Annotated in this window: 19 protein-coding genes; 10 read left to right on the forward strand and 9 right to left on the reverse strand. The window is 33.3% G+C overall.

Annotation, left to right across the window (positions count from 1 at the left end; genetic code table 11):
• The 10 genes from AST99_RS03110 to AST99_RS03155 all read left to right on the forward strand — a co-directional run.
• Positions 1-1230, forward strand: a 1230-nt coding sequence (locus AST99_RS03110) for an efflux RND transporter permease subunit (protein WP_157486289.1), incomplete at its 5' end; no start/stop codon positions are given.
• 4 nt (positions 1231-1234) lie between these two features.
• Positions 1235-2566, forward strand: coding sequence for a TolC family protein (locus AST99_RS03115; protein ID WP_083495577.1), 1332 nt, complete (start codon positions 1235-1237; stop codon positions 2564-2566).
• Between the two features lie 109 nt (positions 2567-2675).
• Positions 2676-3755 carry a BamA/TamA family outer membrane protein gene (locus AST99_RS03120; protein WP_057779051.1) on the forward strand — a complete coding sequence of 360 codons (1080 nt, stop codon included), beginning with the start codon at positions 2676-2678 and terminating at the stop codon, positions 3753-3755.
• 316 nt (positions 3756-4071) lie between these two features.
• Entirely contained in the window at positions 4072-6693 is a 2622-nt protein-coding gene (locus AST99_RS03125) for an MGH1-like glycoside hydrolase domain-containing protein (RefSeq protein ID WP_057779053.1), read from the forward strand.
• 156 nt (positions 6694-6849) lie between these two features.
• Entirely contained in the window at positions 6850-8274 is a 1425-nt protein-coding gene (locus tag AST99_RS03130; RefSeq protein ID WP_057779054.1) for an L-serine ammonia-lyase, read from the forward strand.
• Between the two features lie 136 nt (positions 8275-8410).
• Positions 8411-9853: an SGNH/GDSL hydrolase family protein gene (locus tag AST99_RS03135; protein WP_057779056.1), complete on the forward strand. Its 1443-nt coding sequence runs from the start codon at positions 8411-8413 to the stop codon at positions 9851-9853.
• Entirely contained in the window at positions 9853-11148 is a 1296-nt protein-coding gene (locus tag AST99_RS03140) for a GDSL-type esterase/lipase family protein (protein ID WP_057779059.1), read from the forward strand. Before AST99_RS03135 ends, AST99_RS03140 begins: the two co-directional genes overlap by 1 nt.
• Positions 11141-12799 (forward strand): MBOAT family O-acyltransferase, encoded by a 1659-nt coding sequence (locus AST99_RS03145; protein WP_057779061.1) that lies wholly within the window; start codon positions 11141-11143, stop codon positions 12797-12799. Before AST99_RS03140 ends, AST99_RS03145 begins: the two co-directional genes overlap by 8 nt.
• Before the next feature lie 121 nt (positions 12800-12920).
• Positions 12921-13739, forward strand: coding sequence for a 3-methyl-2-oxobutanoate hydroxymethyltransferase (gene panB, locus AST99_RS03150; RefSeq protein WP_057779063.1), 819 nt, complete (start codon positions 12921-12923; stop codon positions 13737-13739).
• Between the two features lie 71 nt (positions 13740-13810).
• Entirely contained in the window at positions 13811-14509 is a 699-nt protein-coding gene (locus tag AST99_RS03155; protein WP_232301569.1) for an RluA family pseudouridine synthase, read from the forward strand.
• Position 14510: 1 nt separating this feature from the next.
• On the opposite strand, the gene AST99_RS03160 is transcribed toward AST99_RS03155, so the two are convergent.
• The 9 genes from AST99_RS03160 to AST99_RS03200 form a co-directional block, all read right to left on the reverse strand.
• On the reverse strand, positions 14511-15338 hold the full coding sequence (locus AST99_RS03160; protein ID WP_232301570.1) for a sensor histidine kinase: 828 nt from the start codon (positions 15336-15338) through the stop codon (positions 14511-14513).
• Positions 15335-16060 (reverse strand): hypothetical protein, encoded by a 726-nt coding sequence (locus tag AST99_RS03165; RefSeq protein ID WP_057779065.1) that lies wholly within the window; start codon positions 16058-16060, stop codon positions 15335-15337. The genes AST99_RS03160 and AST99_RS03165 overlap by 4 nt, the downstream gene beginning before the upstream one ends.
• An 18-nt stretch (positions 16061-16078) precedes the next feature.
• The gene (locus AST99_RS03170) at positions 16079-16648 is read right to left on the reverse strand and encodes a hypothetical protein (protein WP_057779068.1); all 570 of its coding nucleotides are present in this window, start codon (positions 16646-16648) and stop codon (positions 16079-16081) included.
• A 377-nt stretch (positions 16649-17025) separates the two neighbouring features.
• Positions 17026-17838 (reverse strand): sensor histidine kinase, encoded by an 813-nt coding sequence (locus AST99_RS03175; RefSeq protein WP_057779070.1) that lies wholly within the window; start codon positions 17836-17838, stop codon positions 17026-17028.
• Positions 17814-18515: a hypothetical protein gene (locus AST99_RS03180; RefSeq protein WP_057779073.1), complete on the reverse strand. Its 702-nt coding sequence runs from the start codon at positions 18513-18515 to the stop codon at positions 17814-17816. Before AST99_RS03180 ends, AST99_RS03175 begins: the two co-directional genes overlap by 25 nt.
• 8 nt (positions 18516-18523) lie before the next feature.
• Positions 18524-18949 carry a hypothetical protein gene (locus tag AST99_RS03185; protein ID WP_057779075.1) on the reverse strand — a complete coding sequence of 142 codons (426 nt, stop codon included), beginning with the start codon at positions 18947-18949 and terminating at the stop codon, positions 18524-18526.
• Between the two features lie 154 nt (positions 18950-19103).
• Positions 19104-20642 carry a YifB family Mg chelatase-like AAA ATPase gene (locus AST99_RS03190; protein ID WP_057779077.1) on the reverse strand — a complete coding sequence of 513 codons (1539 nt, stop codon included), beginning with the start codon at positions 20640-20642 and terminating at the stop codon, positions 19104-19106.
• Between the two features lie 81 nt (positions 20643-20723).
• Positions 20724-22046: a tRNA lysidine(34) synthetase TilS gene (tilS, locus tag AST99_RS03195; protein ID WP_057779079.1), complete on the reverse strand. Its 1323-nt coding sequence runs from the start codon at positions 22044-22046 to the stop codon at positions 20724-20726.
• 73 nt (positions 22047-22119) lie between these two features.
• Entirely contained in the window at positions 22120-23412 is a 1293-nt protein-coding gene (locus AST99_RS03200) for an anthranilate synthase component I family protein (protein ID WP_057779081.1), read from the reverse strand.
• Between the last annotated feature and the right edge of the window lie 149 nt (positions 23413-23561).

Raw genomic sequence — 23561 nt, forward strand, 5'->3', positions numbered from 1 at the left:
CCTGCCACTAATTTTGCTCAGATTTTAATTAATACTACAGATGAGAATACGGCAGAATCTTTGGCAGATGATTTAACGGAAAGAACCAAACATTTAATCCCTAACGGAAAAACGCTTGTTCAACTCATGCAACAAGGAACACCGTATTTAGCTCCTGTAGAAATTAGAGTTTCTGGTGATGATATTAATACGATTGAAAAAATAGGGTCTCAGGTTGCCGATATATTAAAACAGACTAGCGGAAGTTTAAACGTGCGAAATAATTTTCATGAGAACTATTACGGTATCGATATTAAATTAAAACCTGAAGCAAGCAGATTAGGCTTTACTACAGAAAGTATTGCTAAAACCTTATATGTTGGTTTTTCTGGCGCTCCTATTAGTACCATTTATGAAGGGAGCACACCAGTGAGTTTAGTGTTTAGACTAAGTGAAGATAACCGTAAAAATTTCGATAATCTAGCCAATACATATTTGCCTTCTCCAGTTACAGGAGCTTCTGTTCCTCTAAGACAAATCGCAACATTAACACCAGAATGGCATACTGGCCGGATTATACGCAGAAACGGTATTAGAACAATGTCTGTTTTAAGCGACGTACAGAACAACTATTTACCTAACACCATTTTAAAAGCCTCTAAAAAAGATATTGAAAATTTAAAATTACCAAAAGGTTATAGCATTAAATACGGCGGTGAATACGAGAACAAGAAAGAAACATTTAATCAAATGATTCTAGCTCTAAGTATAAGTATCGTGCTCATATTCCTTATTCTATTGTTTCAGTTTAAAAACATAAAAGAAACATTATTAGTCATGCTTACCATTCCGCTTAGCCTATTTGGGGCCTTCTTAGGATTAGTTATTACAGGAAACGATTTCGGTTTTACAGCATTTGTAGGCCTTATTAGTCTCTCTGGAGTTGTGGTTAGAAATGCTATTATTTTAATAGATTATACTAACGAATTAATTAAAAAAGGAGAAAATATTCGGGAAGCTGCTATAGAAGCTGGTAAACGCCGACTGCGGCCAATTTTCTTAACTGCAATGGCTGCTGCAATTGGTGTATTACCTATGATATTGTCAGGATCGCCTATGTGGAGCCCGCTAGCAAGTGTATTAGCTGTTGGCGTAATTTGGTCTATGTTTTTGGCACTACTTTGTATTCCTGTTCTTTATATATGGTTTATAAAACCTAAAGATTTGTCTCATCTAAATACAGCATCTTAATATTATGATTAAGAATTCAACATTTTACATTTGTTTCCTATTTATAGTGTTAGGCTCTTCATTTGTTGTGAGTGCACAAACAGCGGAAATTTTATCTTTAGAAGATGCTAAAACAATGGCATTGTCTCAAAATAAATTACTCGAAATTCAGCAAGAAAAAGTCAACGAGTTACAATTCAAAAAAAATGAAGTTGGAGCCAATAGCTTACCCATGCTATATCTTACAGGAAATTATGCCCATAACTTTAATAGCGAAAACATAGTCATTCCTCAAGGTGCTTTAGGTACTATTGGAGATTACTACATTCCTGGAGAAAACTTAACGGTTTACGAAGGAAAACAAAACATGTTTATTGCAGGTGTACTCGCTTATCAACCTTTAACTCAATTATTACGTGTTAATAATGGCGTAAAAGCGATTGAAGCTCAAGCAGAAGTGGAAGATTTTAAACTAAAAGCTGCAGAATCTGAAATTAAAAACAGTATTGAAAAGCTCTATTATGCGGTAAAAATACAAGAGAAAAAACTTGAAACCGCACAAATTAATATAGATTGGGTTAAGGCTAAACTTTACGATGCAGAAAGCGCTTTATTAGCTGAAGAAACACAAGAAGTAAATGTCATTGGACTAAAAGCAGATCTCGCAGATAAAAAACACGAATACCTTTTAGAAGAAAATGCCTTAGAGAATTATATTATAGATTTAAAAACTACACTTATGCTTCCCGATAGCGTTACTCTTAAACTAGCAGAGCAACCCATAAAAACCTATACTTTAAACTCTAAAACATATTATTTAAATCAGGCCAATAACAATAACGAATTATTGGGTGCAAAAAAACAAATCGAAGCAGCAAACTACAGTGTTAAAGCTTCTAAAAATGCGTATTTACCAGATTTAGGACTTATAGGTGGTTTCACATATCAAGATGTAATCTCAGAACTTCCTAGCACAAACTCATACCTAGGTGTAAATTTAACTTGGGATGTTTTAGGATTTGTAAAGCATAGAGCTCAGTTAGGTCAAAGTTTGTCTAAACAACATCAAGCAGAAGCCTACGCAGAACATACATCATCTACCATACATGCCAAGATTGAAAAAGCCTATCGTAACGCCATTCAAGCACAAAAACTTATGGACGTTGCAGAGGAAGCTTACGCATTCCGAGAAGAAGAATACCGCATAAAAAAAGACGGTTTTGAAACGGGATTACTCACACAAAAAGAACTTCTAGAAACTAAATATGTTTTAGATAAAGCCAAACAAGATGCTTTCTCTTCCCGTTTAAATTTTAATATCGCTATTCTAGATTTAAATACCTTAATCGGACAATAATTTAGGAAACATAAACCATACCAATACACCCTTTTAATTTATAAGAATAAAAAGTATTCAATTCGTTAAAATCATAGTATATTGACAAATAAATTGACAATACCTTTTCATGAAAAAATTTTTATTCATTGTTTTCATTGCGCTAAGTCACTGCATTAATGGCTATTCGCAACAACTACAAAACGATAAGACTAAAGACGTTGACAGTGTAAAACAGAAGAAATTTGATCTAACGGTTATGCCGTTTTTAAGCTATAACAGAAATTTAGAATTCATGTTTGGTGCAATTCCAATGTTAATGTACAAGGTTAATCAGAAGGACACAATTTCACCTAAATCCTTATCAGGAATGGCTGGTGTGTACACCACAAATGGGTCTTATTTTATCTCCTTTTTCAATAAATGGTATCTTAAAGAAGATACATGGCGTGGTAAATTCTTTCTTATGACTGGCGACAAAAATTCTCAGTTTTATATGACAGATAATGAACTTCCTGGATTTTATGATTACGGTACAGATATTACTGTAGTTAGTGTTGGTGTGCAAAGAAAAATTATTGATCATTTATATGGAGGATTAACTTATACCTATGCGCATTACGATACCATTTACGAAGACGAAATTCAGCCTGAAGATGTTACACAAACAAATGCTATAGAGATAAACAGTTTATACGACACTAGAAATAGTGTATATTACCCTACAAAAGGAGTTAAAGCTCTATTGCGCTATTTGTCTTATCCTACTTGGTTTGGAAACGATGTTAAAGCAGAAAAAGTGCTCTCTGAATACAACACCTATTTCCCGATGAAAAATGGTAAAGATGTTATTGCTGCAAGATTTTCTGGTCAGTTTGGTCTAGGCGATATTGCTTTTCAACAACAAGTAACTATAGGGAGCAAAGATATTCGTGGGTATTCTGAAGGTAAATATCGTGGAGATGGGAAAATGGCTCTTCAAGGAGAATATCGTTATAATTTTGGCGAAAAAATGGGTGTAGTAGGTTTTGCTGGTGTAGCAACAATTTATGGTTCAGATACAGAACGTTTCGATTGGAAAGCCTATCCAGGTATTGGTGTTGGTTATCGATACAGAGCTTTTGAAGCGGTTAAATTTAATATCGGTTTAGACGCAGCTGTAGGTAAAGGAGATTGGGGAATATACTTCAGAATCGGAGAATCATTTTAAAGACTTAAACGTTATTTTTTAAGTTTTTTTTCGTCTTAAAAGTACATATAGAGACTTAGAATGCGTTTAAATTCAGTGGTACAAATTTAACTTTGTTATTATTTTTCATTAATACTAGTAGTTTTATTATTTATAATATCGCTTTTTGAGAAAATGAAAAAAAATAACACTTAGAATATTAAATAAACAATACTTAAGTACAGCCTTAACGCGTATTTAAATAAATCTTATTTTTACTTATTACCAATCACTACAATTACATAAAATTAAAGTGATCTGGTCTATAAAGTATTAATTCCAAAACATTAAAGTATATATGAGTAAAAAAACTCAGGAAGCAGAAAGATTAGCAATTTCTGACACTTATAAAAATTGGAAAAAATGGGGACCATATCTTGCAGAAAGACAATGGGGAACCGTACGAGAAGATTATAGTGTTCATGGACATGCATGGGATTTTGTAAATCATGAAAAAGCACGAAGTAATGCCTACAGATGGGGAGAAGAAGGCATTGCCGGTTTTTGCGATTCTAGAGAAATACTTTGTCTAGCTCCTGCCTTTTGGAATGGGAAAGATCCTATTTTAAAAGAACGCTTATTTGGACTTACAAATAACCAAGGAAATCATGGTGAAGATGTTAAAGAACTCTATTTCCATCAAGTCTCAACTCCAACGCACTCCTATTGCAAATACCTCTATAAATATCCGCATAACGAATATCCTTATGACGATTTAGTAAATACAAAACGGAACAGAAATGAACCTGAATACGAATTACTAGATACAGAAAGTTTTAAAGACAATGCGTATTTTGACTGTTTTATAGAATATGCAAAAGCCGATGTAGACGATGTTTTAATGAAAGTAACCATTGTAAACAGAGGAAAAAAAGCAGCAGATATTCATGTATTACCTCATCTATGGTATAGAAACTTCTGGAAACACAACAAACGTTTTACCCGCCCAAGTATAGATGCAATCTCGGAAGAATGTGTAGAAACTAAAAGTGGTAGAAACGGACGCTATTTTTTATATCACGAAAAAGGAGAACAACTGTTCTGTGAAAACGAAACCAATAATGAACGTATTTACGATGTACCTAATATTGTAGACTATGTTAAAGATGGTATAAACGATTACGTTGTAGATGATAAACCTACTATTAATCCTGATAAAAAAGGATCTAAAATGGCAGTCTGGCATAAGTTTAAATTAAAAGCAGGCGAAGAAAAGAGTGTAAGAATACGTCTTAGTAAAAAACCTGTTCAAGATCCATGGTCTAATTTTAATGCCATATTTGATGCTCGTATTGCAGATTGTGAAGAGTTTTACAGCGATATCATCAAAAAAGATATTCCTGAAGCTCATCAAAACATTGCAAAAAAAGCATTCTCTGGCTTATTATGGACTAAACAATTTTACTATTACGATGTCTTTAAATGGTTATTTGGAGGCCCTAAAGAAACCCCACCGCATCGTGCTGATGGCAGAAATTATAACTGGCAACATTTAACTAACAGGCATGTTATTTCCATGCCAGATAAATGGGAATACCCTTGGTATGCTGCTTGGGATTTGGCGTTTCATATGGCATCCTTTGCCGAAATAGATCCTTACTTTGCTAAAGAACAACTTGTCTTATTATTACAAGAAAATTACATGCATCCCAACGGACAAATTCCTGCATACGAATGGAATTTTAGTGATGTAAATCCGCCAGTACACTCATGGGCTGTTTGGAATGTTTATGAAAAAGACAAAGAACGAAATGGCACTGGAGATCTTGTGTTTTTAGAAAAATCTTTCCAAAAACTCTTAGTGAATTTTACGTGGTGGGTAAACCAAAAAGATTCTAACGGTACCGACCTTTTTGAAGGCGGATTCCTAGGATTAGATAATATTGGAGTATTCGATAGAAACCACATGCCAGAAGGTATTACAAGAATGCAACAGGCCGATGCAACTAGTTGGATGGCCATGTTTACGCTAAATTTACTTCGCATGTCTTTAGAGTTATCTAAGACAAACAAAAATTACGAAGACTTTGCAGCTAAATTCTTTAGACACTTCTTAAATATTGCTTGGGCCATGCACCATATTGGTAAAAACAATATTTCGCTGTGGGACAATGAAGATAATTTTTATTACGATGTTGTAGAAATGTCGTCTGGGTTAACAGACCGTTTAAAAGTAAGATCGCTTGTTGGAATTATTCCGCTTTTTGCTGTTGAGATAATTAATAAAGAACTTTTCGATTCGTTAAAAGGATTTAAAAGTAAAGTCGCAGAAATTGTACGAACTCGTCCAGATTTAGCATCATTAATATCTAGAATTGAAGAAGCCAATGCTGATGGAAATTACCTATTTTCTATCATGCGTGGTTTCAGATTGGAGCACTTACTTAAACGCTTATTAGACGAAGACGAATTTTTATCTGAATACGGTATCCGTTCACTTTCTAAATATCACGAAAAGCATCCCTTTGTTTTTGAATATCACGGTCACCACCAGATTCAATACGAACCAGGCGAAAGTAGATCTAATATGTTTGGAGGAAATTCGAATTGGAGAGGCCCAATTTGGATGCCTTTAAATTATATGATTATCCAATCTTTACGTAAATATTATACTTTTTACGGTAACAAATATTTATACGAATTCCCTACAGGATCAGGCAATAAAATAAATTTAAATGAGATTGCAAACGAACTTTCAAAACGTTTAATTAAACTTTTTGAAGTCAATGAAGACGGAAAATATCAGTATCATTCAGACGATCCGAATCATGTGTTTTCTACAAATGATGAATTTAAGGAGCAACATTTATTTTATGAGTTTTTTGATGGCGATAATGGTAAAGGCCTTGGAGCATCTCACCAAACCGGTTGGACAGCTTTAATTGCAAATTTAATTATGGAACTCGAAGAGAACAAATAATCACAATCTTATAAAGGCTTGAATAAACAGAAGTTAATTCTTCTGTGTGTTCAAGCTTTTTTCTTTTAAAAATATTTATCATTTTTCAACATTGAATTAGGTCAAAATCAAAAAAAAGTTCTTGTATATTTGACCCTATTCTAACCTATTTCGTAAATGGAAATTATTTCAGTTTTTGATATGTTAAAGATTGGCGTTGGCCCGTCTAGTTCTCATACTTTAGGACCATGGCGTGCTGCCGAACGTTGGATTAAAGAATTAAAAGCAGACAATAAATTTAATAAGGTGGAAAGCATAACAATCGATCTTTATGGGTCTTTGTCTTTAACAGGAAAAGGTCATGCTACAGATTTAGCGATTATGTTAGGACTAAGTGGTGCAGATCCAGAATACATTCCTACAGATTCTATAGATTCTATTATTACCGCTATTAAAACTGAAAAGAAACTTCAATTTAACAATGAAAAGACGATAGATTTTAACCCAGAAACGGCTATTGTTTTCAATAAAAAGTTCCTTCCTTTTCATTCTAACGGCTTAGCGTTTTCTGCCAGCATAAACGGACGTAAATATAAATCTACCTTTTATTCTATTGGTGGAGGTTTTGTGGTAAAAGAAGAACGCAAGAATGCAAAAGCCAATAAAATTATTTTTTATTGCACGCTTCCATATCCTATTGATAATGGTGTAAAACTACTAGAAGTTTGTCACCAATTAGAGTTACCTATTTCCGGTGTGGTCCTAGAAAATGAAAAGTCGCTTCGTGAACCAGATGTTATAGATTCCGAATTAAAGCGTATTTGGGCTACCATGTTAGAATGCATGTACATAGGCTGCCATACAGAAGGTAATTTACCTGGCGGACTTAATGTTCGCAGACGTGCTTTTGATATGCACAAAAAACTAATTGGAGATATGCCTTATAATTCTCCTGAAGCCTGGTTAGAAACTATTAGAGGCACAGAAGTTAAGTTTAGACAAATCTTAAAATGGGTAAGTTGTTTTGCTTTAGCTGTAAACGAAGTGAATGCGGCTCTTGGACGTGTAGTTACAGCACCTACTAACGGAAGTGCAGGCGTGATTCCTTCGGTATTAATGTATTATTTGGTTATTGAAAATCACGATGCCAATTTCGAACATATTAAAAAGTTCTTACTCGTTGCTGGTGAAATAGGAAGTTTGTTTAAAAAAGGTGCAACAATCTCTGCGGCTATGGGAGGATGTCAAGCCGAAATTGGAGTCTCTTCAGCTATGGCTGCAGGTGCATTAACAGAACTTTTAGGCGGAACTCCCGAGCAGGTTTTAATGGCTGCCGAAATAGCCATGGAACATCACTTGGGATTAACCTGCGATCCTATTGGTGGTTTGGTACAAATTCCATGTATTGAACGTAATTCTATGGGTGCGATTAAAGCGATCAATGCAGCCGAATTAGCCTTAGAAACAGATCCAAACAATGTTAAAGTACCTTTAGACAAAGTGATTTCTACCATGTGGGAAACCGCTAAAGACATGAATTCCAAATACAAAGAAACTTCGGAAGGCGGTTTAGCTGTAGGGGTAAATTTATCTGACTGTTAAACTAAGCTTTAGTGTTGTATATATTATATAGAGACTATATATTTATAATATTTAGCAACAACACTCACTGCTTAAAGTATATATGAATTATAGCCCCTTAAAAATTTGCTTAAGCATCTGCATCACCTTATTAATTATGTTTGGGGCCACATACTTTAGCACTTCTAACACCCTACCAAACGGAAAAACAGAAGAAGGAATTACTCTTTTAGGAAGGACCATAAAATACCCTACAACAGCATCTTTTTTAGGAACAGAGAAGTCGGAAACTTCAAAAATAAAGGTAAAAGCGGTAGATAGTATTGTACAAAATATTGAAGTGATTATTGATGAAGAAGATGAGAATGTACAAGATATTGTAGAACAAAAAAAAGCTGTTCCAAAAATTCCAAATCTTTCTAAAATTGACACCTCTAAGATTGAGCGTATACAATACCCGAAAAATAAAGAAGCCTTTCTAACACAGTTAAAATCTCAGCTTACAGCAGATCAATGCCGGATTATTCATTATGGCGATTCTCAAATTGAAGGCGACCGTATGTCTGGTTACATCAGAAATAAATTACAAAATCTTTATAGCGGAAACGGACCAGGCTTTACGCCTATCGCACAAGTTTACGATAATATTAGTGCGGTGGTAATAGCTTCAGAAAATTGGACGCGTCATGCGGTTTTTGATCGTACTACAAAAAAGTTTGATCATAAAATGTATGGTGCATATACTACGTTTTCCCGTTTTACACCTTATCTAGATATAGTTGCAGATAGCATTAACACAGATACATTGCAACTTGTAAAAGCTAAAATTACGGTTAAGCCTTCAAAAATGACGTATTTACGAATGCGCAAATACACCAACATTGGCTTTCATTATGGTAATGCCCAACTTCCAACGGCTGTAAAAGTTTTTGCAGATGGTACGCTTATAAAAGCAGGTGACTTAATTACAGATGGTAATTATCACGATTTTAAAATACCTCTAACCGTAACACCAGACGAACTTATTTTTGAAATAGAAGGTAAAATGAGTCCCGATTTTTACGGATTAACACTAGATGGAGACGAAGGTATTCAATTAGACAATGTGGCTATGCGAGGTTCTGCAGGGACAATTTTTGCAGGATTAAACAGTAAAAATTTCTCCCAAATGTATACGGCTTTAGATCCGAAGGTTATTATATTTCAATATGGAGGAAATTCTGTGCCTTACGTTAAAGATTCTTTAGAGGTTGAAAACTATGTAGGTTATTTAAAAAACCACATTAACTGGTTAAGGCGAAAAACAGACAATGCAAGCGTGCTTTATATTGGCCCTGCAGATATGACAACCACAGAAAACGGACAACTAAAAACCTATCCGCTACTACCCTATTTAATAGACAGATTACAGCTTATGTGCAAAGAGAATGACATTGCCTATTGGAACACATTTAATGCCATGGGTGGAGAAAATTCTATGCAGTATTGGGTCGATCAGAAATTAGCAGCAAGCGATTATACACATTTTTCACTTTCGGGAACACGAATAATTTCAGAACTATTCTTCCTCTCGTTATATATGGACTTAACAAATAAATAATGAAATTTAAACTTTTACTACTTTCTATTTTAATATCGACGCCCATTTTTGCACAAGATTATATTTTAGATAGTATAACACTTAAATATGGACACCTTATAAATTTTAAAGCGAACACCTTTCAATACGCTTCAGAATCACCCTATTTTAAAAAATTATTTAGCGATTTTGATAGTATTTATGCAGGCAAAAAGAAGAAGTTACACGTGTTTCATATTGGTGGATCTCACATTCAAGCCGATATTTATTCTAATAAAATAAGAACTTATTTACAGAACATGAACGAAGTGTCTTTAGGACAACGCGGTTTTGTTTTTCCTTTTCATTTGGCACATACCAACAATCCTACTAACTATAGAATTGAAGCTGATAACGACCAATGGCAAGGGTACAGATGTTCTGTAAGAAAAGATAGCGTAGCTTGGGGTTTAGCAGGAGTTAGTGCTGCTTTTAGAGGCACTGAAGATCAAATTTACGTTAAAGCTAATTATAAAAACTACACCAAAAAACCGTATACATTTAACACGTTGCGCGTATTTTACAATACCTGGATGGAAGACTACGATTTAACTATTGCTGATGCGACACTAATTAAATCAGACACTACTAATTATGATGGTATGTATACAGAATTCCGCTTAAATAAAACGATAGATTCTGTTGCTTTAAATCTTAAAATTAAAGATCCGAATTGTGTATCTCCAGAGTTTTTACTGATGGGTATGGAATTTATGAATGATGATCCGGGGATTGAATATACCAGTATAGGGGTTAATGGCGCAAGTTATGCGTGGTACGAACGTGCTGCTTATTTTGAAAAGCAATTGCAACTTTATAAACCCGATATGTTTATTATTTCTATAGGAACTAACGATGCTTATATGCCTAAAGCCGATTTTAAAGCTGAAGAGTTTAGAGCCTATTACGAAAGTTTTATACAAATGATTCAGCGTGCCAATCCGCAATGTGCTATTTTATTAACTGTACCTAACGACGATTATTATAAGAAATCTTATGCAAATCCGAATACAGCTGTCCAACAACGTATTATAATAGAACTGACAAAAAAATACAGAATGGCCGTTTGGGATTTATATAGTGTTATGGGCGGACTAGGATCGTCTAACGATTGGTATAACGCCAAACTCATGCCACGGGATCGTATTCATTTCACTCAATTGGGATACAGTATAAAAGCCGATTTATTTTTAAAAGCCATGGTGGACGCTTGGGCAGAATCTACAGGGAAAGACAAAACACTTTTATTAAATCATTTTAAACATTTAAATGAATAGGTTATACGACATATTTACCTTTTCTGAAGATTTTCCTTTAATTTTTACCCAAGTAAATTTTTGGATATTCTTTGCTGTGGCTTATTTTATATTCGCTTTAGTGTATAAAAAAGTGCCGTTAAGAAATGCGTATTTATTTCTAATCTCATTATTCTTCTACTATAAAACAAGTGGACTCTTTATAGGGATTTTAATTTTTAGTACGCTAGTCGATTTTATTATCGGACGAACCATTTACAAAAGTGAGAGCAAAAATAAACGCCTAATATTAGTTTCTTTAAGTGTCTGTATTAATCTATTTGTACTCTGCTATTTTAAATACGCTTACTTTTTTACTGAAGCTTTCAATACCCTATTTAATACCCGATACGAAGTCTTTAATATTTTAGCACATTGGGGAAATAGTTTTAGTGATCAGAACTACTTTACCATAGATAAAATTATTCTTCCTGTGGGGATTTCATTTTACACCTTTCAGACCATAAGTTATAGTGTAGATATTTATAGAAAAAAATTAAAACCTTTAGCATCTATTTTAGACTTTGGGTTTTACGTTAGCTTTTTTCCGCAATTAGTTGCTGGTCCCATTGTAAGAGCAGAAAGTTTTGTGCCTCAGATAGCGAAACCAACCGTATTAAGCAAACAACATTTTAATACTGGAACATTTTTAATATTAAAAGGACTGATTAAAAAAATGCTGTTTGCAGATTTTATTGCCATGCATTTTTTAGATCGTGTATTCGATACGCCAGAAATGTTTTCTGGTTTTGCAAACATTATGGCCATGATTGGATATTCGCTTCAAATTTATGGCGATTTTTCTGGTTATACAGATATTGCTATCGGACTTGCATTACTTATGGGATTTCAGTTACCTGTCAATTTTAATTCGCCTTATAAAGCCATAAATGCTGGCGATTTTTGGAAACGCTGGCACATTTCTCTATCCACATGGTTACGCGATTATTTATACATTCCGTTAGGAGGTAATAGAACGGGTAGTTATGCATCTTATATTATATTAAGCATCATTTTTCTTGGCGTAATGATTGCCTTTAGAAATATGATTATTGTATATAGTATTCTCCTTATTTCACTTACTTTATTCATTATATCACTCTACAATTACAAACTTAGAAACCACATTAATACAAATATAAATTTAATGCTCACTATGTTAATTGGCGGATTATGGCATGGTGCATCTTGGAAATTTGTTATTTGGGGCGGATTAAACGGATTAGGTATTGTGGTATACAAATACTGGCGAAAAATAAGTCCTTACGAGCTCAATAACCAATGGTATGCCAAGGCATGGAAAATTTTAATCACCTTTATATTTATCACCTTTACTCGTATCTATTTTAGAGGAGAAAGCATGGGCCATATTTCTCGTTGGTACAAACAAGTTGCACATAACATGGATTGGGCCAATGCTCTGGATTTATTAATACATTATCAAGCCGTTTTTTGGGTTATGTTGGTTGGTTATATTAGCCATTGGTTACCACAACACTTAAAACAAACTATTGAAGATCTATACAGTAAAAGCCCTGTAGCTCTGAAAGTTATATTAGCTGCGGGTATAGGAATTATTTGTTATCAAGCTTTTTCTAGCGATTTTCAGCCATTTATCTATTTTCAATTCTAAATTTAAATTTAATTATTCTTTAATTACCCCTATTTTTTTACACCGATTTTAAGGAATTAATAGGAATATTCTTCATTAGTTTTTAAAAACTCAGTATTTTTACATCCTAAAATTATATAAGATGTCTGCAGCACAAAAAGATTATAAAAAGGTCACAGTAAAAACATTAAGTGATATGAAAGCCCATGGAGAGAAAATTTCCATGCTTACAGCTTACGATTATACTATGGCTACAATTGTTGACGGTGCAGGCATAGATGTTATTCTTGTTGGCGATTCTGCCAGTAACGTTATGGCGGGTTACCAAACCACTTTACCTATTACATTAGACCAAATGATTTATCATGCATCGTCTGTGGTTCGTGGTGTAAGTCGTGCCTTAATTGTGGTCGATCTTCCTTTTGGTAGTTACCAGAGTGACCCTAAAGAAGCGTTACGTTCTGCCATACGAATTATGAAAGAAAGTGGAGCGCATTCTATAAAAGTAGAAGGTGGTAAAGAAATTAAAGAATCTATTAAGCGCATTTTAAATGCGGGAATTCCTGTAATGGGCCATTTAGGTTTAACACCACAATCTATCTATAAATTCGGAACTTTTACAGTGCGTGCTAAAGAAGAAGAAGAAGCTAAAAAATTAAAACAAGATGCATTAATGTTAGAAAAAGCAGGTTGTTTCGCTATTGTGCTTGAAAAAATTCCAGCAAAACTTGCTAAAGAAGTTGCCGAAAGTGTTAGTATTCCAGTTATTGGTATTGGAGCAGGAAATGGTGTAGACGGACAAGTTTTAGTTCTTCATGATATGATTGGAATGACAAAGGAATTTCACCCGCGTTTTTTACGTCGTTATTTAAATTTATACGAAGATATGACTAAAGCATTATCTCAATACGTTACAGATGTTAAGGCTGTAGATTTCCCTAACGAAGACGAGCAGTATTAATTTAATTACGATTTCATGTAAACCAATTGAATTTAAACTCATAACACAATACTTAACACCATCTTAAATTAGTGGCCGAAAAAATACTATCTAATAAAAACAATCTTCAGATTTTATTTGAAGACAACCATATTATTGTCGTTAATAAACGTGCTGGTGATATTGTTCAAGGTGATAGAACTGGAGACAAACCCTTAAGCGATATTGTAAAGGAATATATTAAGGATACCTACAACAAGCCTGGCAATGTATATTTAGGTGTAGTACATCGTTTAGATCGTCCCACTACAGGTCTGGTTATTTTTGCAAAGACAAGTAAAGCATTAACGCGTTTAAATGCCATGTTTGTAAAAAAAGATGTCACTAAAACCTATTGGGCCGTTGTAAATAATACGCCTCCAAAACAGCAAGACACTTTAATAAATTGGCTTAAGAAAAACCCGAAAAACAACAAGTCTACAGCCTACAATAAAGAAATAAAAGATAGCAAAAAAGCAATATTACATTATACGCTTATCAAGAAATTAGAGCGCTACGTCTTACTAGAAATTGCTTTAGAGACTGGACGGCATCATCAAATTAGATGTCAGCTTTCCAATATAGGTTGTATTATAAAAGGCGATTTAAAATATGGTGCAGATCGCAGCAATAAAGATGCGAGTATACATTTACATGCCAGACATATTCAGTTTTTGCATCCGGTAACCAAAGCAGATATTCTTATCACTGCTCCGTTACCTAAAGATCCTCTTTGGGAAGCGTGTCTATAATTTAATTAAAACGGTAACGGTATTTAATTTCAAGCTTAACTCCTTCTTTAAGTTGTGAAGTCATTTTAAAATCGGCATCTATAAGGGCTGCTCTACTCTTCATGTTTATTAACCCAGAACCGCGTTCAATTTCAGCTTCGTCAAATCCAATGCCATCATCTTCTGCTGTTATAATTACAAAATCGGGAGTATAATTAATTTGAACGTCTAACAGCGAGGCCTGAGAATATTTAATAGTGTTTGAGAAAAACTCTTGTAAAATTCTAAACAAAATGATACTGTCCTTCCCTTTCTGTAATAATGCTTCATTTCCTGTTACTTTTAAACTGGCATTAATTAATCCTAGTTTATTAAAACGTTCTATTTCAGAATTAACAGATTCTTGCAATCCTCTGTATACAATTACATCACTATTTAAAGATTTGGACAGCGATCGTAATTCTTGTAAACTTTCCTTTACCAAATTTTTGCTTTCGGCAAAAGAATCCTGTAAATCTGGACGTACTTGATGTGCTAACATACTAAGTTGCATATTGGCTACAGATAATAATTGGCCAACATTATCGTGTAAATCCTGACCAATATTCATTAGTGTTTGTTCTTGAATTTCTATTTGTGTTTTCGCTATTTCTTCTTCAAAAATTTGCTGCTGTTTTAATTTTTCAACTAATAATTTATTTTTCCGTTTTTGAAACACTAAAAAAAACAAAATAAGTAAGCTTACTAATACGACTAAAACACCAATCATGTATAAAAAAAAATTCTGTTGAGCATCGATAACCATAACATTGGTTTCAATCTGCGGATCGCTTAGCAAAATTAGTATCATGTGCGTAATGGTTTTTCTGGTTTACAAAATACCAATGCACAAGCATAAGCCCCGTACATGAGAATATTTGAAAATAGCCGGGTTAGTCTTAATAACTTGATATATTCTAAATTCTCTATTAACACAAACTTTTGATAGAAATAAAGTGGCATGGTAACAATCCACCAAAAGAATAAGCTCATACTAATATAGAAGTATATAGATTTGTAAAATGTTAATATGACATCGCTCTGCAATACATCGATAAAATAGAGCACAATTGCCAAGAGAATAATTACAGAACCAAACAGTTTATTAAACGTAGATACGGTGTAGAAAAATTCATCTATATAAATTAAGGTATAAATACTAACACAAATAATAAAGGCATACGTACTAATATTTAAAATATTCCGATATGTTTTATTACTGATGATTTTTTGGAAGAAAAACGACCAAAACAGCACACTACCAATAGTCCAGAATAAACCATACCACCAATAGTTAGAATAAAAAAAGCGATACTTTAGTAGGTATTGATATTCTTCTAAAGCACCTCCTGGATGTAAATTTTTTAAGGTCGAACCACCTAATTCAACCAAAACAGAGTATAGCAGAAATAAGATAAAATATTGTATGGGTGTGTTTTTAAACTTTTTAAAAGATATAAGCCCCATTGCAAGAGCCAATAACTCTACACCTTTTGTAATATTTGGACGATGCGCAAGTAAAAAATCTATCATAAATTATAATTGTGTGTATTAATTAGGATATTTACTTCCTGGCGGTTCACCTAAATCGCCTTCATTTAAAGGTGAGCCTCCTGGAACATCAGACGATTCTAAAACAACAGTAGAAGGCAACACACTTGCCTTAGACTTTGTAGTATTATAGGTAGGAACTAAAAACACCGTTGTATAATTGGCCTTACTTTTTAAGGTCTCTGTTTTAGAGTAAGCTCCTAAATACAGACGAATACCATTCATTTGATCTTTTCCTTTTAAGATTTGATCTGTTTCATACTTGGCATATTTAATATACTTCTCTAAAGTATCTAGAGAGAACCAAACCGAACGGTTGTCTTCCATTTGAATAGACTTACTAATTAGCTCGTATCGAGGCGTGTAATTATCTGATAGTTCTATGCCACGAGACTCAGAAATTAATCCTTTAGGTTTTTCTGGTATTTCTTCTCCTTTAGTAACACCTTGTTCTGGCGTCATTTTGTTTTTTAGTTCCTCTTTTTCCGAGTTCATTTCGTTTAACTGCATTAAATGCGAGCCCAGAACCCCCATTAGTATCCCGAATAATACATACGCTAATTTTTTCATTGTGGTTAATTATTAGTTGTTAAGTGTTAGCAAGCTTCTGCACATAGTTATTACTCTATTATTAGAGTAATAACAGGTTTTATTAATCTTCCTTCTTATAAATAAGAAAGTACTTAACGGTAGGTATAGATTTAATACATCTGGGTTGGAATAGAAATAACGATATACATAAGTTAGAAATAGCTGACAAAAAAGAGTTCACTAGACATATTAAGTCATCATTACCTCATAAATATATGATTTTAAAATGATTACAAAAATAAAAAATAAGACAACTTATGTTTTATTAAATAAAAAACATTTAAATATTGGAAATATTAATCTTTATCGTCTAATATATGCGATACTTAAAAGATATGTTGAAGTTCTGATCGTACTTAATTGGAGTTTGTACGGTAGTAATATTTAATTTCTAGCTTTACACCTTCTTTGAGTTGAGATGTTATTTTAAAATTTGCATCAATTAGTTCTGCTCTACTTTTCATATTTATTAAGCCCGAACCACGTTCTATTTGAGCGTCATCAAATCCAACACCATCATCTTCAGCAGTGATAATCACAAAATCTGGAGTATAATTAATATGCACTTCTAGAAGTGAAGCTTCCGAATATTTAATGGTGTTCGAGAAAAATTCTTGTAATATTCTAAACAAGATGATGCTGTCTTTCCCTTTCTGAAATAAATTTTCGTCTCCAGTTATGTTTAATTTAGCATTAATTAATCCCAATTTATTAAAACGTTCAATTTCTGAATTTACAGATTCTTGTAAACCTCTGTATACAATAACATCACTATTTAAAGATTTAGAAAGTGATCGCAATTCTTGTAGACTTTCTTTAACCAAATCTTTACTTTCGGTAAAAGTATCTTGTAAATCTGAACTAACCTGACGCGCTAACATACTAAGTTGCATATTAGCTACAGATAATAACTGCCCTACGTTATCGTGTAAATCCTGACCAATATTTTTTAATGTCTGTTCTTGAATTTCAATTTGTGTTTTCGCTAGTTCTTCTTCAAAGGCTTGGCGCTGCTCAATTTTGTCTAATAACAGTTTGTTTTTACGTTTTTGAAATACAATAAAGAACACAATAATGAGTGTACACACTATAAAGAGAACACCTATCATGTAAATTAATAAATACCTTTCGGCAGCTGTGCTTACTAACGGTTCTCCGGGTTGCACCATAATAAAGAAAAACTAAAAGTTAAATACATGAATATATTGGCTAACAAAAATATTTGCCATTTTAAAATAATAAAATTCCAATCTGAAAGGGTAAAATATATGTCATAAAATATTAAAGGCGTAGTAATTAACAGCCACATAAATACAGTGGCACTAATGAAAAATAAAGAGCATTTATAAAAATTTATAATATCTTCTGACTGCAACATTTCATAAAAATACACACTCGCTAAGAATAAAATAATAAATTCTCCAAAAATTAAGATTGAGTTTGTAAAACTAGAAAAGAATTCATCTAAATTTAAGGCAATTGTCAATAGAGAAAATACGATAAACACTACAGCTAAAATTTTTATAAAGCTTTTTATTTTAGTCGATCTTATTAATTTCAAATAAAAAAACATATAAAACAAAGGGCTTCCAACACACCAAAATAAGGTACTCCACCAAAAATTTCTTCTAAGAACTGTATCATCTAAAAAACCTAAAACACCATTTTTAATCAAATAAGGATAAAGCGAAATCGTTTCGCAAATAAATATATATAGTAAAAAATAAATGAAATATTTTGCCGTAGTATTTTTGTATTTTTTATAACAAACTAATGCTGTTATAGCTGCAACAGCTTCTACCATTAAGCTTAAAATCCAATAGTAGTTTCTTAAAAACTCTTGCATATTCTAATCTATTGTGGGTAGTTTGCCTCTGGAGGATTACCTGTATTCCCCATATTAAGACCTTCACCATCGGGTATATCTTCACTTTCTTCCGAAGTCGATATTAAACGTTTTGTTGAACGCTTTACAGATCTACCTGTAGGCATAATAAACATGGTAGTATAACCAGCTTCTCCGTTAATTTCTGGGTAAGCGCCTTCATAAATTCGGATGCCATCTAATGTATATCCTAAATCACTTGCTTGTTGTTTAGCATAAGCTAAAAATGTTTCAATCTCTTCCAAAGCATACCATGTAGAACGGTTATCTGCTCTTTTTAAAATAGAACTACTAATTAATTTATGCCTAGAGTCGAACGCTTGATCTAGGTTTTTAGCTTGTTCTGGAGTTATTAATCCTTTAGGTGCCTGTACTTTAGAAATCTCTTTACTCATTATATATTCTTTTAAAGATTAAAGTAGGTTACAACATTCATTGTTTAAACGTGAAATGGCTGTTTAAATATACTTTAATTTTAGAATAGTACGAAAGTTTATAACTAAGATTAGATTTAGTTGTGGAATTATAAGGTCCGGATTTACCTTATAATTAGCCTAACCAGCCGTCACGATCTAGACTTCTATATTGAATGGCTTCACTAATATGTGCACCTTTAACAGCTTCAGAATTTTCTAAATCGGCGATAGTTCTTGCTACTTTTAAAATCCTATCGTAGGCTCTAGCCGATAAATTTAAACGTTCCATCGCTGTTTTTAATAACAGTTTAGATGCCTCATCTAACTTACAATAAGTCCGAATGTGTTTGGTATTCATTTGGGCATTATAATGTACATTTTCAAAATCTTTGAAACGTGTGGTTTGATGCGATCTTGCTTTAGTAACGCGCTCACGAATAGTTACCGAAGACTCCCCTTTTCGATCTTCAGAAAGTTTCTCGAAAGGTACAGGTGTAACCTCTATATGAATATCGATACGATCTAACAGTGGGCCTGAAATTTTTCCTAAATACCGTTGCATTTCTGCAGGTGAAGACGTAATTGGCGCATTAGGATCGTTAAAAAAACCACTCGGACTCGGATTCATGCTAGCGACTAACATAAAACTACTTGGATAAGTAACTGTGAATTTTGCTCTAGAAATGGTCACTTCCCGATCTTCTAACGGTTGCCGCATCACTTCTAAAACATCGCGTTTAAACTCTGGTAGTTCGTCTAAAAATAAGACACCGTTATGTGATAGAGAAATCTCACCAGGCTGCGGATAACTTCCGCCACCAACAAGTGCTACATTGGAAATCGTATGGTGCGGACTTCTAAACGGACGTTGAGACATTAATCCTAAATGGGCTTTTACGCGTCCAACAACTGAATGAATTTTTGTGGTTTCTAAAGCTTCATGCAAGGTCATTGGTGGTAAAATAGAAGGTAAACGTTTTGCTAGCATGGTTTTTCCTGATCCAGGCGGGCCAATTAAAATAATATTATGTCCGCCAGCTGCGGCAATTTCCATACAGCGTTTAATGCTTTCTTGTCCTTTTACATCTGCAAAATCAAACTCAGGAAAATCTAAATTTTTATAAAACTCTTCTCGAGTATTGATTATGGTTTGCTCTAATGCTTTTCCTTCTTTAAAAAAATCGATCACTTCTTTAATAGACTCTATGCCAAACACCTTTAAATCGTTCACAATAGCGGCTTCTTTTGCATTTTGAGCTGGTAAAATAAAACCTTTAAAACCTTCTTCTCTTGCTTTTAAAGCAATAGGCAAAGCACCTTTTATGGGCTGAAGTGTACCATCTAAAGACAATTCGCCCATAATTATATAGTCTTCTAAATCTTCTGCTGGAATTTGTTTGGTCGCAGCAAGAATTCCTAATGCTAAAGTTAAATCGTATGCAGAACCTTCCTTACGTAAATCTGCAGGCGACATATTTATTATAATTTTCTTCCCTGGAATTTTATAGCCATTATTTTGAAGGGCCGCGGCTATCCTAAAGTTACTTTCTTTAATGGCGTTGTCTGGCAATCCAACCAAATGATATCCAATTCCTGAATCGACATTCACTTCAACCATAATGGTTGTTGCATCTACACCAAAGACTGCGCTTCCAAATACTTTTTTAAGCATAAATTAGTTCGTTTATTTAAAAATACTAAAAACAAACTAACTACCTGAATTAAAACATATTAAAAATTAAAATTTACACCTTTAAAATGATTTACATGTAATTTTTAAAATCTGTGTTGTATCTGCTGTTACCTTAAACCGATTATCGCTACGTCTATTAATAACCCAAACAATTTGGTTGTTAGAACAGACTACCCAAACTTGCTCTTTTTCTAAAAGCGATAATTTTTCGTCTTTAAAATATTTGCTCAATTTCTTTTTACCGCGCATACCTAACGGAAAAAAATAATCGCCTTGCTCCCATTTCCTAATAATTAAAGGAAACTTCAAGACATCTTTATCTATAAAAATAGTATTGTTAGGTGCGTTTTCTAATTCTGAAACAGTTTCGAATATAAGCGTTCCAAACGTTGTTTTTATAGGATTTAAATCTTCATAAATTTCAAAATGAGATTCCAAAACCTCTTCCTGATCATCATTTATACTTAAAATTAAAAAGTCTCTATTTTTAAGTAATCTGTGTGTTGCAGAAAACACTTGTTTCCCAGACTGTGCTGTCAATAGGCTATAAATATCATCCCAAGCTGTAAACTTATACGATTTTAGTAAGGCATATAAATACGGTTTGGGGTTTGGATATTTTAATAGTTTAGAGACATTAAATTTCATAACATCATCTTCAAAAACCACAACATCTTTATAAACTTGCGTCATATAATCATCAATCAAAACTTTAGAATCTTGTAAATGTTCTTGAGTCATTTTAAAGTTCTGAAGCCATTGCGGATTAATCTCTTTTAGTACCGGAATAACATCATGGCGCAATTTGTTTCTTAGATATTTAGTAGAACTATTACTACTATCTTCTCTCCACTTTATATCATTTGCTTGAGCATAATCTATAATTTCGTTTCTAGAAAATGGCAATAACGGACGCACAATATAATCGTTAATTTCTGGAATTCCAGTTAATCCTTCAATTCCAGTACCACGAGATAAATTAATTAAAAATGTTTCTAAATTATCGTCTGCATGATGTGCCGTTAACACATAGTCGAAATGTAATAAATCTACCAATTCTTCGAACCAACGGTAACGCAATTCGCGTGCTGCCATTTGTATGGAAAGCTTAGCATCTTCGGCGTACTGCTTGGTATCGAAACTTTCAATAAAAAGTTCTAGGTCTAAATTATTTGCGAGATCTACTAGAAAAGCTTCATCTGCATCGCTTTCCTCGCCTCTTAAATTAAAATTACAATGTGCTAAGGCAACATTTAATTTTAAATCGTGACATAAATATGCTAAAACAACACTGTCTATGCCGCCAGAAATTGTAAGTATTAATTTCTTGTTTTTAAGAAACGGAAGCTGTTCGTTTATATGCTTTTTAAATGTATTCACCATAGCACAAAGATACACTTTAAAAAAAACGTCTTTTTATTTATAGGCGATTAAATATCTGAATAACGCTGAGTTTTTACCCCTCTAAAACATCGCGCATAGCTTTGGCTTTAATTAAACATTCCTCATACTCACTTGCCGGATTACTTTTAGAGGTAATGGCACTACCCACGGAATAAGACACATATTTTTTAGATTGATTGTAAAGGATACTTCTAATAACAACATTAAAATCGAAATCGCCTTCTGGAGTAAAATATCCAACGGTACCCGAATACAAACCACGTTTACTTTCTTCTAAATCTTCAATAATTTTCATGGCAGAAAGTTTAGGCGCTCCCGTCATGCTACCCATAGGAAATGTTGTTTTTAAAACGTCTATTGGAGATAGTGTATCGAGAATTTTAGAAGTGACTGTAGAAATCATTTGATGCACTTGCGGAAAGCTATACACTTTACACAACTCTTCTACATTTACCGAGCCCTTAATGGCCGTTTTAGATAAATCGTTTCGAACCAAATCGACTATCATTATATTTTCACTACGCTCTTTTTCATTATGTTGCAAATCGTGTTTTAATTGTTCATCTTCAATTACATCTGCAGCACGTTTGGCAGTACCTTTTATAGGTTGTGAAATAATAGTTTGTCCTTCTTTTTTTATATACCGTTCTGGAGAAGCAGACATTAAAAATTTATCGTAGTGTTTTAAAAACGTAGCAAATGGCGGTTTTGATACTGAATTTAGATTTTCAAACGTGTCTAGCGGATTAATTTCTGCATCTTCAGCATAGAACTCTTGGCAAAAATTAGCCTCATAAATATCCCCTCTATGAATATGAGCGAGCATGCTATTCACTTTTTCAAAATAGGCATCTTTATGAATGCGTAGTTTTATTTTAACGGGATGAGTTTTAGATACTGAGTCTAAACGCTGAAGCGATGCAATCTCTGCCAAATCAGATTCAACCTCATCATCAACCATTTTTAAATACTGAATTTCAAGCTGGTTCCCTTTTATTAAAAAAAGCCTTTTGGGTTGAAAGAAGCATACATCAGAAAACTCTAAGCCGTCAAAATTTGACGATTTTAATTTTTCTAAACCATTCTTTACATCGTAAGTTAGATAACCAAAAATCCAATCTTTAGTAGATTCTTGAAATTCTTGTAACTTCTCGAAAGCATGAACATAATCGGTTTTAATACTCATAAACGCATCTACAGCTAAAATGGCATCGTAGCTAGAATAACGAGCATCATATTGGTTTGAATCCATCCAAACGACATCATCAAACTGCTGACTCCATTGTAATAGTTGTTGTTTAAACACAACTAAATTTTCAATATATGTAGAGGTTATATGGCGCAAACTATAAAAATTTTCAGCGTAAAGTTAGTTAGTTTCTTTAAAATAGAATCAGATTTGTATTTTTGTTTGAACCTTTTAACCAATAATACTAATTAGTTTTAAGAAGTTGTTACTTTAACCACATTTCAGAATTTATATTATAAGTCGTT

This window comes from Formosa algae, assembly GCF_001439665.1.
Lineage (GTDB): Bacteria > Bacteroidota > Bacteroidia > Flavobacteriales > Flavobacteriaceae > Formosa > Formosa algae.

What these genes read in the sequence shown, in the direction of transcription:
- AST99_RS03130 (WP_057779054.1), top strand. Translation starts at nt 6,850, where the DNA reads ATGGAAATTATTTCAGTTTTTGATATGTTAAAGATTGGCGTTGGCCCG.
- AST99_RS03185 (WP_057779075.1), bottom strand. Translation starts at nt 18,949, where the DNA reads ATGAGTAAAGAGATTTCTAAAGTACAGGCACCTAAAGGATTAATAACT.
- AST99_RS03115 (WP_083495577.1), top strand. Translation starts at nt 1,235, where the DNA reads ATGATTAAGAATTCAACATTTTACATTTGTTTCCTATTTATAGTGTTA.
- AST99_RS03160 (WP_232301570.1), bottom strand. Translation starts at nt 15,338, where the DNA reads ATGATACTAATTTTGCTAAGCGATCCGCAGATTGAAACCAATGTTATG.
- panB (WP_057779063.1), top strand. Translation starts at nt 12,921, where the DNA reads ATGTCTGCAGCACAAAAAGATTATAAAAAGGTCACAGTAAAAACATTA.
- AST99_RS03170 (WP_057779068.1), bottom strand. Translation starts at nt 16,648, where the DNA reads ATGAAAAAATTAGCGTATGTATTATTCGGGATACTAATGGGGGTTCTG.
- AST99_RS03175 (WP_057779070.1), bottom strand. Translation starts at nt 17,838, where the DNA reads ATGGTGCAACCCGGAGAACCGTTAGTAAGCACAGCTGCCGAAAGGTAT.
- AST99_RS03140 (WP_057779059.1), top strand. Translation starts at nt 9,853, where the DNA reads ATGAAATTTAAACTTTTACTACTTTCTATTTTAATATCGACGCCCATT.
- AST99_RS03125 (WP_057779053.1), top strand. Translation starts at nt 4,072, where the DNA reads ATGAGTAAAAAAACTCAGGAAGCAGAAAGATTAGCAATTTCTGACACT.
- AST99_RS03190 (WP_057779077.1), bottom strand. Translation starts at nt 20,642, where the DNA reads ATGCTTAAAAAAGTATTTGGAAGCGCAGTCTTTGGTGTAGATGCAACA.
- AST99_RS03145 (WP_057779061.1), top strand. Translation starts at nt 11,141, where the DNA reads ATGAATAGGTTATACGACATATTTACCTTTTCTGAAGATTTTCCTTTA.
- AST99_RS03135 (WP_057779056.1), top strand. Translation starts at nt 8,411, where the DNA reads ATGTTTGGGGCCACATACTTTAGCACTTCTAACACCCTACCAAACGGA.
- AST99_RS03120 (WP_057779051.1), top strand. Translation starts at nt 2,676, where the DNA reads ATGAAAAAATTTTTATTCATTGTTTTCATTGCGCTAAGTCACTGCATT.
- AST99_RS03165 (WP_057779065.1), bottom strand. Translation starts at nt 16,060, where the DNA reads ATGATAGATTTTTTACTTGCGCATCGTCCAAATATTACAAAAGGTGTA.
- tilS (WP_057779079.1), bottom strand. Translation starts at nt 22,046, where the DNA reads ATGGTGAATACATTTAAAAAGCATATAAACGAACAGCTTCCGTTTCTT.
- AST99_RS03180 (WP_057779073.1), bottom strand. Translation starts at nt 18,515, where the DNA reads ATGCAAGAGTTTTTAAGAAACTACTATTGGATTTTAAGCTTAATGGTA.